Origin of the sequence: Verrucosispora sp. ts21 (assembly GCF_002879555.1) — a bacterium.
GTDB lineage: Bacteria > Actinomycetota > Actinomycetes > Mycobacteriales > Micromonosporaceae > Micromonospora > Micromonospora gifhornensis.
Genome location: NZ_PNOZ01000118.1, coordinates 1 through 14,624, shown reverse-complemented (window position 1 = coordinate 14,624; position 14,624 = coordinate 1). Strand labels below are relative to the sequence as shown.

Genomic DNA, 14,624 nt, shown 5'->3' with positions numbered 1-14,624 from the left:
GTAGGCGCCGAGCATGTCGACGATCTTCGGGGCGGAGCGGGGCGGAGCGGAGGGGTTAGCGGCCGCGCATTTGGCGGAAGGCGCCTCGGGGTGGGCGGAGGTTCTTGGGTACGGCGCCCTTGGGCATCTGCGGGCGGGCGGTGAGTGCCTTGAGCCGCTTGTCCAGCGAGTTGACGTCCTTGCCGCTGAGGTTGCGGGGTAGCCGCATCAGCGTCATCCGCAGCTTACGGATGGGCAGTTCGCCCTCTTCCTGACCGATGACGTAGTCGTAGAGCGGGGCGTTGCCGATCACCTTGGCCAGCCGGCGCTTCTCCTGGCCGAGCAGGCTGCGTACCCGCTGCGGGTTGCCCTCGGCCAGCAGGATCACCCCGGGGCGGCCGATGACCAGGTGGACCATGTCCATCTGGGTGGTCGAGCTGACCGCGGGGGAGACCCGCCAGTCGCCGCGCATGCTCTCCATGATCTGCGCGGCGGCACCCGGCTGGCCCTCGGCGGCGTTCATCATCGCCCGGTTGGACCGCAGGTTGAGCACGATCAGCAGGCAGAGCAGGGCGAACAGGATGCCCAGTGGCAGCCACAGCCAGCCCCAGAGCACGATCGCGACGACGGTCAGCGCGAGTGGGATCAGCACCGCGCCGGCGGCCAGTGGCGTGAACCACTTGTCCTGCTTGGCGGTGAACTTGAACACCAACCCGATCTGCTTCAGCCGCTGGCCGAACGAGACCTTCTCCTGGGGCTTTGCCATGGCGTCAAGTCTAGTGGTCGCGCGCCGCGCCGTTGATCGGCGTCCGGCCCTGGTCGGTCGACTCGGTTGATCATCGGCCTGACCGGGGCCGCTGGGTCAGCCGCGGGGCAGGTAGACGTGCCAGCCGTCAACGGTGAACCGGTCGAGGGAGTCGAGTCGCTGGTCGAGGCGAGCCGCGAGCGGCGACCCGTCGGGCGCGACCCAGGCCGCCCCGGCCGCCGCGTGTACGGCCGTGCGGTACGGGCGGTAGCGGTCGTGACCGGGGCGCAACTCGTCGTCGACGACCGCGCAGATCACGTCCTCCCCGCTGGCGAAGGTGAGCCGGTTACAGGTCCAGTAGGTGCCGTAGACGTGCCGTACGCCCTGTTCGCGTAGCGCGGCGACCAGCGTCGTGTGCCGCCCTTCGTCGGCGTGCACGGCGGACACCCGACCCACCGCGCCCGCAGTGGCGACGATCGCGGTGCCCAGCGTCGCCGTCAGTACCAGCACCGCCGCTACCCGCGCGGTAGCGGAACGTCGCCCGCCGAGGCGGGTCGCCCTCCACAGGGGCCACAACAGCACCGGTACGGAGATCAGCAGGCAGGACAGGTAGCGGGAGCTTTCCACAGGCGTCCGCCCGGCCGCACTGCTGACCGTGTACGCCGCAACGGTCGCCACCGCCGCCCCGACCAACGCCAACGTCACCGCCGCCCCGACCCGTGCCACCGCATCGGCCCGTGAGCGGCGGAGGGTGTGCCAGGCGGTCAGGGCGGCGGCAGCCAGCAGCACCGGCAGCGCCACCGCCCACCAGAGTTGCCAGCCGGCACACCGGCCCGGGTCACAGAAGCCCATGCCGAGCGCCGGGCCGAGCACCAGCCCGCCGTACAGCCGGTCGACCCAGCCGGCGGGCTGCTCGGCGCCGCTGGCGGTGAGTACCGCCGTGAGCGGGTTGCGGCCGGCCACCAGGCTGTCCACCAGCAGCGGTGCCGCGCCGACCAGGGCACCGAGGGTGAGCAGTCCGCCCGCTCGGCCACGCAGCTCACGCCAGCGGAACGCGACAAGCACCAGCCCGGTGCCGGCGACGTACGGCAGCACCAGCGGGTCGACCCAGACCATCAGCCCGGCGAGGAGACCCCACGCCGTCCAGCGGGGCAGCCGTCGACCGGGACGCCCGACCGCCAGGTCGTACGCCAGCAGCGCCAGTGCCGCCCCGGCAACGTTCATCTCCGGGTAGCCGCCACCGGCGATCAGCTGGTTCTTGACGATCCGGTCCGAGCCGAGGGCGAGCAGGCCCACCACCAGTAGGGCGAACCAGTGGTCCCCGGTCAACCGCAGCGTCAGACGCCAGATCAGCAGCACGAACAGCGCGTACATCGCCAGGGTGGGCAGCCGCAGCACGAACGTCGACGGGCCCGCCACGGCGAACAGCGGCGCGGCCAGCCACGCTTCCAGGGTGCCCATGTACGTCTGGCCGTAGAACCAGACGGGGAACTCCTGACCCCGCGAGATGTGCAGCGCGGCCAGGCCCATGGTGGCCTCGTCGCTGTTGGTGGGCGGCGCGTCGAACAGCATCAGCCCGAGGCGGTAACCCACCCCGGCGACGAACGCGAGCACGGTGAGCAGCACCGGCAGCCGGGATCTGCGCGGCAGCCGGAGCGAGTCGGGCAGCGTCCGCAGGGTCGCCGGGAGCGCGCGCAGTGCGGGTCGTGGCTCTCGGCGTACCTCGGTCACCTGCCGATCATGGCACCCGCCCGCCGCCTGCCGACGGCGCTCGCGCGGCGCGGCGGCCGGGAAACCTCAGCCGGCGACGGCGACGCCCTCGCGGGCGGCGAGAGCCTGCTGGTAGAGCCGGCCGGCCCGGTACGACGAGCGCACCAGCGGCCCGCTCATCACCCCGGCGAAGCCGATCTCCTCGGCCTCGGCGCTCAGCTCGACGAACTCCTCCGGCTTGACCCAGCGCTCCACCGGGTGGTGCCGGGGCGTGGGGCGGAGGTACTGGGTGATGGTGATCAGCTCGCAACCGGCGTCGTGCAGGTCGCGCAGGGCCTGGGAGATCTCGGTGCGCTCCTCGCCCATGCCCAGGATCAGGTTGCTCTTGGTCACCAGGCCGGCGGCGCGGGCCTGCCGGATCACGTCCAGGGACCGCTCGTAGCGGAACGCCGGCCGGATCCGCTTGAAGATCCGCGGCACCGTCTCCACGTTGTGCGCGAGCACCTCGGGCCGGGCGCTGAAGACCTCGGCGAGCTGCTCCGGTACGGCGTTGAAGTCGGGGATCAGCAGCTCCACACCGCAGCCGGGCTGCAGGGCGTGGATCTGCCGGACCGTCTCGGCGTACAGCCAGGCGCCGCCGTCGGGCAGGTCGTCACGGGCGACGCCGGTGATGGTGGCGTACCGCAGGCCCATCGACACCACGGACTCGGCCACCCGGCGCGGCTCGTCGGCGTCGAACTCGGCAGGCTTGCCGGTGTCGATCTGGCAGAAGTCGCAGCGGCGGGTGCACTGGTCACCGCCGATGAGGAAGGTGGCCTCCCGGTCCTCCCAGCATTCGTAGATGTTGGGGCAGCCGGCCTCCTGGCACACGGTGTGCAGCCCTTCGCGGGAAACCAGCCCGCGCAGTTGGGTGTACTCCGGGCCCATCTTGGCCTTGACCTTGATCCACGGCGGTTTGCGTTCGATCGGCGTCTCGGCGTTGCGGGCCTCGATCCGCAGCAGCCGTCGTCCCTCGGGGGCGGGCGTCGCGGTGCGCGTGGCCTGGCCGGTCGTCGGTGCGGTGTGCTCGATCGTCACAAAAACGAGCCTACGCCGGATGGTGGCTGTCGATGAACAGCGGGCGACCGCCGTCACCCCGCAAATCCTGTGACGCCGGACACCGGGGACGGGAAAAACGGGTAACACGGCGACGGTGGGTGCTGCTAGCGTCGCTCGCACGAAGCGACCCCGGTGAAAGGAAGGGCACCCTTTTAACGCCTCCGGTAGAGGAAGGGCCCCTTCTTAACACCGATGCTCAGTAGAGCCCGCCCGGCTGGCCCCGGTGAAAAGGCGACGAACGAGGCTTCCGCTGCGGCGGGAGCGAAGGTGTGGTGGCACCGCGAGGTTCCCGCTCGCCCACACCTCCCGGGGATCGCGTTGCGATTGATCGAGGAGGTAGCCGTGCAACGCATCCTGTCCGACCAGCTCACCCGGCACACCGGCGGTACCGTCCGGATCGCCGGCTGGGTACACCGCCGCCGACTGCTCAAGTCGGTGGCCTTCCTGATCGTCCGCGACGCCGTCGGCCTGGCCCAGGTCGTGGCCACCGACCCGGCGGTACGCGCCGAGATCGAGGCGTTGCCCGAGGAGACCGTCGTCGAGGTGGTGGCCACGGTGGCGGCGAACCCGGCCGCGCCCGCCGGGGTCGAGCTGAGCGACCCGACCGTACGCCCGCTCGGGCCGCCCGCCGTGCCGCCGCCGTTCGACCTGTACCGGCCCACCCTCACCGCCAGCCTGCCCACCCAGCTCGACCACGCACCCGTCGCGCTGCGCCACCCGAGCCGCTCGGCCGCGGTGCGGGTGTCGGCGTCGGCGGTGGCCGGGTTCCGGGCCACGCTGGACGCCCGCCGGTTCGTGGAGATCCACACGCCGAAGGTGGTCGCCTCGTCCACCGAGAGCGGGGCGAACGTGTTCGCGCTGGACTGGTTCGGCCGGCCCGCGTACCTGGCCCAGTCACCACAGTTCTACAAGCAGCTCATGGTCGGTGTGGTCGAACGGGTCTACGAGGTCGGGCCGGTGTTCCGGGCCGAGCCGCACGACACCGTACGGCACCTGGCCCAGTACACATCGCTCGACGCCGAACTGGGTTTCATCACCGACCACCGGGACGTGATGACGGTGCTGCGGGACACCCTGGCCGGGATGCTGGACACCGTCGCGGACCGGGCCGGTGCCGCACTGGCCACCCTCGGCGTGACACCACCGCAGGTGCCGACACAGATTCCGGAAGTCCACTTCACCGAGGCGCTGCGGATCGCCGGCGCTCCCGCCGACGAACCGGACCTGGCGCCCGCGCACGAACGGGCGTTGGGCGAGTGGGCGCGGCGGGAACACGGCTCGGAGTTCGTGTTCGTCACCGGCTACCCGATGGCGAAACGGCCCTTCTACACCCATCCCGACCCGGCCCGGCCTGACTACTCGAACGGCTTCGACCTGCTGTTCCGTGGCCTGGAGCTGGTCACCGGCGGCCAGCGCCTACACCGCCACGCCGACTACCTGGACGCGCTGGCGGCCCGCGGCGAGCCGGTCGAACCGTACGCGGGCTACGTCGACGCCTTCCGCCACGGCATGCCCCCGCACGGCGGCTTCGCCATCGGCCTGGAACGCTTCGTCTCCCGCCTCACCGGCACCCCCAACATCCGCGAGGTGACCCCCTTCCCCCGCGACCTCCACCGCCTGACCCCCTGACCCTGACCCCGCAGGAGTTGATCAAGAGGTTTGCGTCGGCGACAGCACGATTCCTGACGCAAACCTCTTGATCACCGCGGGGACCCGCAGGTGGTCAGGGGGCGGGAGTGATGGTGAGGAGGTGGGTTTCGACGACGGGGAGGACGTCGGTGATGGGGATGGGGCGGTTCAGTTCGGCGGAGAGGGAGGTGACTCCGGCGTCGCGGATGCCGCACGGCACGATCTTGTCGAAGTGGGTCAGGTCGCAGTCGCAGTTGATCGAGAAGCCGTGCAGGGTGACGCCCTGGGCGACCCGGATGCCGATGGCGGCCACCTTGCGGGCCGGGCCCCGGTCGTCCTCCGGCACCCAGACGCCGCTGCGCCCCTCGACCCGGACGGCGGTCAGGCCGAACTCGGCGCATACGTCGATCAGCATCTGCTCGACCCGCCGCACGTACGCGACCACGTCGATCGGGTCGGGCAGGCGCAGGATCGGGTAGCCGACCAACTGCCCCGGACCATGCCAGGTGATCTTGCCGCCCCGGTCCACGTCCACCACCGGAGTGCCGTCCATCGGGCGGTCCCACGGCTCGGTGCGCTTGCCGGCGGTGTAGACGCTCGGGTGCTCCAGCAGCAGCACGGTGTCGCCGGACTCACCGGAAACCACCGCGTCGTGCAGGCGGCGCTGTTCGTCCCAGGCGGCGGTGTAGTCGAGGACACCGGCGCGCACGGCCGTCAGGCCGGAGGTCGTCGTGGTCACGCGTTCCAGCCTAGACCCGTACTCGCTGGTCACCTGGGGTGAGCCGGCTCACCCGCGATCAGCTCTCGCGGACCCGCCACAGCCAGACGTCCTCGACCCGCTCCGGCTCGCCGAGCAGCATGGTCAGCGTCCGGCGCAGCGCCTCCTCGTCGACCGGCCACTTGGCACCGTGCACCTCGTCGGGGAGCACCACCGTCTCGATGCGCCAGTGCTCCAGGTCGGCCCGGACCTCCTCGCGGGTGCCCTCGGTGACGATCGGCGGCAGGCCGGTGCGGGCGGCCTGGTCGAGCAGGGCGCTGAAGGGCCGGGGCACCGGCCCGATCCGGCCCCGGCCGTCGGGACCGCCGGGGCCGAGGAAGAACCCGGACGGGATGGCGAACTCGCCCTGCCGGTTGGCCAGGGCGTACGCCTGCCAGCGTTGACCGTCGGGGTAGACGTCCAGGGCCAGCGGGGCGGGGGTCAGCGTGCCGCCGGGGGAGACGTACTCACGCCAGGCGCCCGAGGTGATGAAACGGGGGATGGGCTCCCGTTCGATTGTCAGCAGCGGGGTCGGGAACAGCGGCAGCAACGCCGCCACGAACCCGAGCGTCCAGGCCACCGCCGCCGGCCGGCGCGGTGGTCGCTGCCGCAACAGATCGATGGCGTACGCCAGCAGCACGCCGATCACCGGCGTCACCACCAGCGCGAGTCGGGCGGGCAGCGCGGCGTTCACCACCGGCAGCTGCCCGAGCAGGTCGAACGGCATCGGCAGGTCGGTGCGCCGACCGTCCACCTTCGCCACCGGCCCGAAGGAGAGCACGGTGAAGACCACCGCCACGATGCCCAGTGCCCACAGGGTGGCCCGGCGACGGGGATCGGCGCGTCGCCACAGCAGTACGAAGCAGCAGAGCGTCAGCACCAGCAGCGGCCACCCGAAGAAGGAGTTCTCCTCGGTCGGGTTCGGTGCCAGCGTGGTACGCAGACCGGCCTCGCCGGCCAGCGAGCGGCGCGGGAACGCCGCGTACGCGGCGATGTCCTCCGAGTGGATCACGGCGTCGAAGCCGGTGCCGTGGAAGCGCTGCGGCCCGGCGAAGTGCAGCCACAACGGGTACGCCAGCAGCACCCCGGCGACCACCGCGGTCACCGCGAGGCCGCGCAGGAACGACGGCAGCACCGCCCGCGCCTGCGCCCGGTTGGCCGGGTGCAGCGCCCACACGGCGACGAACAGGCCGAGCGCCAGGGCGGTGAAGAACAGCCCCTCGGCGGCGATCGAGAAGGAGATCGCGACAAGCACGCCCAGGATCACGCCGTCACGCAGCCAGTGCCCGGGACGGCGCAACGCGAACAGCCGCCACACCAGCAGCGGCACCAGCCAGCCGGCGGTCCAGTTCAGGTGGGCGTTGGCGTGCGAGACCATGCCGGGGGAGAAGCCGATGAACAGCCCACCGACGGCGGCGGCGAGCGGACTGCGGACCAGGTGTCGGGAGAGCAGCCAGTACCAGGCGACGGCGGTGGCGGCCAGGTTCAGGGTGAGGATCACCAGGAAGGTGGCCGGCGGCCCGATCAGGTACGTCAGCGGGGCGAAGACCACCGCGTACACCGTGATCGAGGTGTTGACCGCGAGGTTCACCCCGTCCGGGACGTTGATCAGGTACGTGTAGAGCGGGTTCTCCCCGTGGCTGACCGCGTGCCCGCCGAAGGCCAGCAGCCATTCGAACAGCGCCTGGTCGCTGGAGTTGACGGTGATCGCGCGACCGTTGGGGTCGCGCCACAGCCCGCTTGTCACCCAGACGGCGAGCGCCAGCGCGACAAGCGTCACGATCAGGTCGGCGCGTCGATCACGGGTGACACGGGCGGGCGAGGTGGGCGCGGACGCCACGGACGGCGAGGTGGGCACCTAGCGGACGTTACCAACCGCACCCGGACACGCTGGCACTTCCGGGTGCAAGTCAGGGTCCCACACCTGGACATCGACGAATGTGTGCATCCTCGCCATGTCATCGCCCGGACGCAGCTGCGTAACCTCGCGGCAATCATCGGTGATCCAGCTCACACCGTCCCCTGGAGGTCCCGTGCGCCGCATCCGTACCCGCTCCGGCCGGTCAGCCGGCGTACTGGCCGGTCTGCTCGTGGCCGCCGCCGCGCTGGTGGCCGTCGCCACCCCCGCCCAGGCGGCGTCCCTGACCCAGGTCGCCAGCTTCGGCTCCAACCCCGGCAACCTCGCCATGTACGCGTACCGGCCGGACAACCTGCCGTCCGGCGCGCCGGCGGTGGTCCTGCTGCACGGCTGCGCCCAGGACGCGGCCGGCTACTTCGCCAACTCCGGCTGGCGCAAGTACGCCGACCAGTGGAGGTTTGCGGTGATCGTGCCCGAGCAGCGGTCGGCCAACAACTCCAGCGCCTGCTTCAACTGGTTCGAGACCGGCGACACCAGCCGGGGCCAGGGCGAGGCGCTGTCCATCAAGCAGATGGTCGACCACGCCCGGTCCGCCTACGGCACGGCCGCCAACCGGGTGTACGTCAGCGGCCTGTCCGGTGGCGGCGCGATGAGCGCGGCCATGCTCGCCACCTACCCGGACGTCTTCGCCGCCGGCTCGGTGATCGCGGGCATCCCGTACCGCTGCGCCACCGGAATGGTGAACGCCTTCTCCTGCATGAGCCCGGGCGTGGACAAGACCCCGGCGCAGTGGGGTGACCTGGTGCGCGCGGCGCACTCCGGCTACACCGGGGCGCGGCCCCGGGTGGCGATCTGGCACGGCACCGCCGACTACACGGTGATGCCGGCCAACGCCGTCGAGTCCCGCGACCAGTGGACGAACGTGCTCGGCGTGTCGCAGACCCCGACCAGCACCTCGGCACTGCCCGGCGGCACCAGCCTGGAGGTGTACGGCAACGACGCGGTACGCCTCTACCGGGTCTCCGGCATGGGCCACGGCACCCCGGTCAACCCCGGTTCGGGCGTGGACCAGTGCGGCACCGCCGCCGCGTACTTCCTGAACACCATCTGTTCGACGTACCGGGACGCGCTCTTCTTCGGCCTGGACGGCGGTGGCACGCCCTCGCCCACCCCGAGCCCGACGGTGTCCCCGAGCCCGACCGTCTCGCCGAGCCCGACCGTCTCGCCGAGCCCGACGGTCTCGCCGAGCCCGACGGGTGCCCCGACCTGCGTCACCGCCAGCAACTACGCGCACGTGACCGCGGGCCGCGCCTACCACTCCGGCGGCTACGCCTACGCCAACGGCTCGAATCAGCGAATGGGTCTCTACAACACCTTCTACACCACCGCCCTGCGCCAGGTCGGCGCCAACCACTGGACCATCGGCTGCTGAGCGGGGCCGGGATCAGCCCTGCAACGCGGCCGCCAGGGCGGTGGGCAGGTCGGGGTGGCGGAAGGTGAACCCGGCGCGGGTCAGCACGCCGGGTAGCACCCGGGTGCTGGTCAGCGCCTCCTGGGCGAAGCCACCCAGGGCCACCTTCAGGGCCAGTCCCGGGATCGGGATGACGGCGGGGCGGTGCAGCTGACGGGCCAGTTCCCGGGTGAACTCGGCGTTGGTGACCGGCGCCGGGCCGACCACGTTCACCGGCCCGGCCAGGTCGGCGCGGGCGAGCAGGTAGGTGGTGGCGTTCAGCCAGTCGACCATCGAGATCCACGGAATCCACTGCCGTCCGCTGCCCAGCCGCCCGGCGATGCCGAGCTTGAACGGCAGCAGCATCGGCTTGAGCAGCCCACCGTCGCGGTGCAGCGGCAGGCCGGTGCGCAGCCGCACCACCCGTACCCCGGCGTCCTCGGCCGGTCGGGTCGCCGCCTCCCACACCCGGGCCACGTCGGCGAGGAAGCCCTCACCGGCCGGCGCGTCCTCCTCGACCACCTGGTCGCCGGTGTTGCCGTACCAGCCGATCGCCGAGGCGTTCAGCAGCACCTCCGGCCGGTCGGCGGCCGGCAGCCCGGCGATGGTGATGGCCAGGGTGCTTGTGGTGTCCACCCGGCTGGAGCGGATCAGCTGCTTGTACCTGTCGTTCCACCGGCGGTCACCCACCCCCGCCCCGGCCAGGTTGACCACAGCGTCCGCCTCGGCGACCAGGGCCGGGTCCAGCTGCGCCGCCGACGGCGACCACTGCCGCTCGTCGGGGGTACGCGGTGGCCGCCGGACCAGCCGGGTCACCTGGTGCCCGTCGGCGACGAGCAGGTCGACCAGCTGGGTGCCGAGGAAGCCGGAAGCGCCGGCCATGAGGATCCGCATGCTCATATCTTCGGGTACGCGCGTCCGCCCGGCTGCCTCAGCCCGCCAGAGTTCTCGTCACCGGCCTTCGTCGCCAGCCTTCGTCGGCGGCCGGGGCTCACGGCGTCGCTCGATGGGCCGTTCGTCCGATCTGCTCAACCGTCCGGGTGGCCGGGGTGGATCAACCGGCAACCGCCCGGTCCCTGGTGACGGCGTAAGGCATGAGGCACTATGGCCTTCGCATCTGTGCAGCTCAAGCTTCAGATTGGGTACAAGAGTCATGCCGCTGTCTCGTCGTATGATCATTTCGGCCGTGGCCGTCACGGCCGTGGTCGGTTCGGGGGTGGCGTACGCCGCCTGGCCGGACAGCGAACCACCGCCGTACCGCCCGCCGAGCTCGCACGTGGTCCAGCCGGGTGCTCCGGGTCAGACCGGTAAGACCCTTTCGGAGGACGAGGTGGCGAAGATTTCGCCGCCCAAGTTCACCGCGGCCGACACGATGTTCATCCAGGGCATGATCCCGCACCACCAGCAGGCGCTGACGATGACGGCGCTGGTGGCGGACCGTACGGAGAACCCGGACATCAGGCTGCTCGCCAAGCGCATCGACGTCTCGCAGCGGGACGAGATTGCGCTGATGCAGCAGTGGCTCACGGACCGGAACGTGCCGACCAGCGGGCCGAACGCCGGTCACGCCGGGCACGAGCTGATGCCGGGGATGCTCACCCCCGAGCAGCTCGACCAGCTCAAGCAGGCCCGGGACGCGGAGTTCGACAAGCTCTTCCTCACCTTGATGATCCGCCACCACGAGGGGGCGGTGTCGATGGTGGAGGAGCTGTACGCCTCCGGCGGAGGGCTGGAGCCGGCCGCCGACCAGCTCGCCCGGGAATTCGAGGCCGACCAGAGCATCGAGATCGCCCGGATGCAGAAGATGCTGGCCGCGATGCGCTGACCTGCTCGCCGTGGTCCTGCCGTCCGAGCAGGACCACGGCGTACCGTCAGGTAGTTCTCGGTCCGGACCACGGCGAAGTACCGCAAAGGTGAGGGGCACCTCGGCTCGAATGGTTTCGAGTCGAGGTGCCCCTCTACTTACCGAACAGATCAGAGCGAGGCGCGCAGGTCCAGGATCGCCTGCTTCAGCGCCTGGTGCTCAGCACCACTGATCTGGTTGGAGATGGCACCGAGCTGGGCCACCGCCGCCGAACGCTTGCCCTCGGCAGCGAACTTCTCAGCCCGCTCGAGGAACTTGTCCACCTGGGACGTCATCTGCTTACCCAGGGTGTTGGCACGGACCGCCTGGTCGTAGTGGGCCCGGGCAACCGCGAAGCTCGGGGTCCACTCGATCTTCGGCTGGTGCTGGGCGTTGAACTCGGCGAGCTTGACCTGCGAGGCCGCCGTGATCTCGGCCGCCGACAGGTGCTCGCTGGGCTTCAGCGCGAAGACGTCGAGGCCACGAGCCATCTCGTTGCCGTACAGGTTGCCGTTGTACCAGTACACCGACCAGTAGCCACCGCTGACGATCCGGTCCGGGTTGATCGGGCCGCGGTCGAAGAACGCGATCTCGGTCGGGTTGGCGGAGTCGGTGAAGTCGAACACCGAGAGACCGCCCTGGTACCAGGCCTGGACCATGATGTCGCGGCCGGGGACCGGGATCAGCGAGCCGTTGTGCGCAACGCAGTTCTCCGCGGTGGTCTGCGGAACCGGCAGCTTGTAGTAGCTGCGGAACTCCATCTTGCCGTCGACGATGTCGAAGATGGCGTTCGCGCCCCACTCCGGCTGGTCGATGTCGCGGCAGCGAGCACCGCTACCGCCGCCCCACTCGTCGGTGAAGATGACCTTGGTGCCGTCGTTGTTGAACGTCGCCGAGTGCCAGTACGCGAAGTTCGGGTCGGAGACCTCGTCGATCCGGACCGGGTTCGCCGGGTCCGAGATGTCGACCAGGATGCCGTTGCCCTGGCACGCACCAGCGGCCAGCCCGATCGCCGGGAAGGCGGTGATGTCGTGGCAGGTGTTGGTGTTCGGCGACGGCGACCAGGTGCCACCGGACGGGTGACGCGGCGTGGTCGGGCCGTTCTGCAGGCCGTCGATCCGGCCGGTCGTCGGGTCGGCGAACAGGCGCGCCGCGTTCACCACGGCGGCCTGGTGCGGAGCAGCCAGCGGAACCTTGATGACCTCGATGCGCCAGCGCGAGGGGTTGTCGCCGTCGGCCGGGTTGTTGTTGCAACCCTCCATCGTGTTCGCCGGGCGCACGCCAGCGGTACCCGAGTTGTAGATGTAGACGTGATTCTTGTCCTTGGGGTCAGTCACCACGGTGTGCGTGTGCGAACCGCGGCACAGCTGCACCGCGGCGACCTGGACCGGGTTGCGCACGTCGCTGATGTCGAAGACCCGGACGCCCTGGAAACGGGTGCCGACGCTGCTGTTGGTGCCACAGTCGACGCGCCCGCGGGTCTCCTCGACCGACATGAAGACCAGGTTGCCGAAGACCGAGGGGTCACCCTGGCCACCCGGGCAGACCACGCTTGTGACAAGCGTCGGGTCGGCCGGCTTCGAGATGTCGACGATGTTGAAGCCGTTGTAGTTGCCCAGGACGGCGTACTTGTCGCCGAAACCGAGGTCCGAGGCGATGAACGAGCCGGCACCCGGGTTGTTGGGGTCGACGAAGCCAGCCGGCTTGGGACGGTTGGCCAGGTGCTCCAGATTGCTGATCGCCGTTTCAGCGTCGAGCCAGCCGGCACCGAGCCCGACTCGCGGGTCGGGCTCCGCGGCCGACGCGGTGCCCGGCAGCGCGCCGGCCAGGAGCAGCCCGGCGGCGATCACGCCGAGGGCTTGCCGGCCCCGGCGGGGCCGAGAGGGGGTTCGAACTGTCATTGCCTGCCTTTCGGTGGAACGACCGACGCGGGGGGTTCCATCAGGAAGGACGCGTCGTGTGCGTAGGACCGTACCGACGACGGAACTTCTGTCGTCTCCGCCGAACGGGTGAAGAAAAAGCCAGGTGGGAGCGCAGAACGGCGGCTTCCGTCAGGTACCGGAAACAACCTGGTTGATCTTGGACGATCGTCCGCCATTCGTCGAATGATCATCTGCGCGTTGCCCGGATGGTCGCGAGTGGAGGGTGAATCGCTCAGGGCATCGCGTCGGGCGGATCCTCGTGCCAGCGGGCCCGGTAGGCGGCCTCGTGGGCCTCGTGCGCGGTCCGCTCCTCGTAGACCACCGCGCGAAGCGCCCGCCGGCCCTCCGACATCAGCACCACCTCGGCGGTGATCAGACCGACGCAGATCACGGTGAGCAGACCCATGGTGAGCAGTCCGGGCAGCACCATGGCGACCGGGATGCAGGCCGCGAGCACCCCCAACGTGCCGAGCCGCAGCCAGGACAGGGTGTGCAGGGTACGCAGCTGGAACAGCATGTTCCCGGCCAGATAGAGGATCACCCCGCCGAACAGCAGTGGCACGTCCGGCCCGTGTGCCGGCTCGCTGAACGGGACCCCCGGCTCGGCGATGTCGTGCACGATGCCCTCGGCACCGAGGGCGAACAGGATGATCCCGGCGATCATCGGCAGATAGAGATACGCGTACGCGTCGCGGGCCATCAGCACCCGCGGCCGACCGAGAGTGGCGTGCAGGGCGATCCGGGCGGCCGGCCCGATCACGTCGTAGTGCAGCCACCACAGGGCGGCGGTGAAGACGATCCCCAGCACCGCCGCCGTCACCCCGGGCCACGTCGGCGCCTGGCCGATCAGGTTGCTGCCCAGACCGACGGAGATCACCGACTCACCGAGCGCGATGATCAGAATCAGGTCGTACCGTTCGGTCCAGTGCTCCGCGGAGGTCACCTCCCAGCCCCACGTGCTGGCCAGCAGACCGGTGCCGTACTGGAGCAGGATGACGGTGACCCACAGCCCGTCGCGGATCACCTCCGCCATCCCCATGTCGCTGAGCTTGCCGGGCAGCAACGCCGCCACCAGCAGCAGCACGGTGCTCAGGCTCAGCTCGGGGGCGTACCGCATCAACTGCCGGCGTTCCGTCGGGTTGTCCCGGACGATGTGCAGGAACAACGCCAGGTGCACAGCTCGGATGACCACGTAGCTGACCGCCACCACGACCGGCCCGGCGTGGGTGCCGTGCGAGTCCTGGAACGCCTGCGGCAGGGCGAGGGCGAACGAGAACAGCGCCGCCATTCCGGCCACCATCAAGATCGGCACGAAGCCTTCGCCGATGCGTACCCGGGTCGCCACCACCGTGTGCACCACCCAGCACCACCAGAGCACGGACAGTACGAGCAGGGCGTGGAACAGACTCCGCCCGGTGATCTCCGTGGCGGTGGTGCGGGCGATGTTGAAGAACGAGAAGACGAAGACCAGGTCGAAGAAGATCTCGAACTTGTCGACCCGGGCACCCGGCGCAATCCCGACGGCCGGCCCGAGCCGTCCACGCCAGCCCTTCTCGCTCACCGCCTGAGTTTCCCAAGCTCAACACGGCGAGGGGTGAATTTCGCCCCCAGCCCACCCACCGAGCCCCACCCG

At 70.5% G+C, this 14,624-nt stretch carries 11 protein-coding genes; 3 read left to right on the top strand and 8 right to left on the bottom strand.

Annotated features, from left to right (window positions below; genetic code table 11):
• Window positions 1-55: 55 nt before the first annotated feature.
• From C1A38_RS29000 to lipA, 3 genes are all read right to left on the bottom strand, one after another.
• A complete protein-coding gene (locus C1A38_RS29000) occupies window positions 56-745 on the bottom strand; it encodes a DUF4191 domain-containing protein (RefSeq protein WP_102660871.1) in 690 nt (229 codons plus the stop codon).
• A gap of 96 nt (window positions 746-841) precedes the next feature.
• Window positions 842-2,401, bottom strand: a complete 1,560-nt coding sequence (locus C1A38_RS28995; protein ID WP_102660872.1) for a glycosyltransferase family protein — start codon at window positions 2,399-2,401, stop codon at window positions 842-844.
• A 120-nt stretch (window positions 2,402-2,521) separates the two neighbouring features.
• Window positions 2,522-3,568, bottom strand: coding sequence for a lipoyl synthase (gene lipA, locus C1A38_RS28990; protein WP_102660870.1), 1,047 nt, complete (start codon window positions 3,566-3,568; stop codon window positions 2,522-2,524).
• 306 nt (window positions 3,569-3,874) lie between these two features.
• Between lipA and aspS the strand changes: the two genes are divergently transcribed.
• Window positions 3,875-5,161, top strand: a complete 1,287-nt coding sequence (gene aspS, locus C1A38_RS28985) for an aspartate--tRNA(Asn) ligase (protein ID WP_102660869.1) — start codon at window positions 3,875-3,877, stop codon at window positions 5,159-5,161.
• 94 nt (window positions 5,162-5,255) lie between these two features.
• Here aspS and lipB read toward each other — a convergent pair whose 3' ends face one another.
• Window positions 5,256-5,900 carry a lipoyl(octanoyl) transferase LipB gene (gene lipB / locus C1A38_RS28980; RefSeq protein WP_102660868.1) on the bottom strand — a complete coding sequence of 215 codons (645 nt, stop codon included), beginning with the start codon at window positions 5,898-5,900 and terminating at the stop codon, window positions 5,256-5,258.
• Window positions 5,901-5,958: 58 nt separating this feature from the next.
• A complete protein-coding gene (locus tag C1A38_RS28975) occupies window positions 5,959-7,776 on the bottom strand; it encodes a DUF6311 domain-containing protein (protein WP_102660867.1) in 1,818 nt (605 codons plus the stop codon).
• Between the two features lie 175 nt (window positions 7,777-7,951).
• On the opposite strand from C1A38_RS28975, the gene C1A38_RS28970 reads away from it, so the two are divergent.
• On the top strand, window positions 7,952-9,208 hold the full coding sequence (locus C1A38_RS28970; RefSeq protein ID WP_102660866.1) for an extracellular catalytic domain type 1 short-chain-length polyhydroxyalkanoate depolymerase: 1,257 nt from the start codon (window positions 7,952-7,954) through the stop codon (window positions 9,206-9,208).
• Between the two features lie 12 nt (window positions 9,209-9,220).
• On the opposite strand, the gene C1A38_RS28965 is transcribed toward C1A38_RS28970, so the two are convergent.
• Window positions 9,221-10,120: a TIGR01777 family oxidoreductase gene (locus tag C1A38_RS28965; RefSeq protein WP_102660865.1), complete on the bottom strand. Its 900-nt coding sequence runs from the start codon at window positions 10,118-10,120 to the stop codon at window positions 9,221-9,223.
• A 292-nt stretch (window positions 10,121-10,412) separates the two neighbouring features.
• On the opposite strand from C1A38_RS28965, the gene C1A38_RS28960 reads away from it, so the two are divergent.
• Entirely contained in the window at window positions 10,413-11,051 is a 639-nt protein-coding gene (locus C1A38_RS28960; RefSeq protein WP_158244955.1) for a DUF305 domain-containing protein, read from the top strand.
• 149 nt (window positions 11,052-11,200) lie between these two features.
• Here C1A38_RS28960 and C1A38_RS28955 read toward each other — a convergent pair whose 3' ends face one another.
• Window positions 11,201-12,970, bottom strand: a complete 1,770-nt coding sequence (locus C1A38_RS28955; RefSeq protein WP_233197093.1) for an LVIVD repeat-containing protein — start codon at window positions 12,968-12,970, stop codon at window positions 11,201-11,203.
• Between the two features lie 253 nt (window positions 12,971-13,223).
• Window positions 13,224-14,552 carry a low temperature requirement protein A gene (locus tag C1A38_RS28950; RefSeq protein WP_102660862.1) on the bottom strand — a complete coding sequence of 443 codons (1,329 nt, stop codon included), beginning with the start codon at window positions 14,550-14,552 and terminating at the stop codon, window positions 13,224-13,226.
• Between the last annotated feature and the right edge of the window lie 72 nt (window positions 14,553-14,624).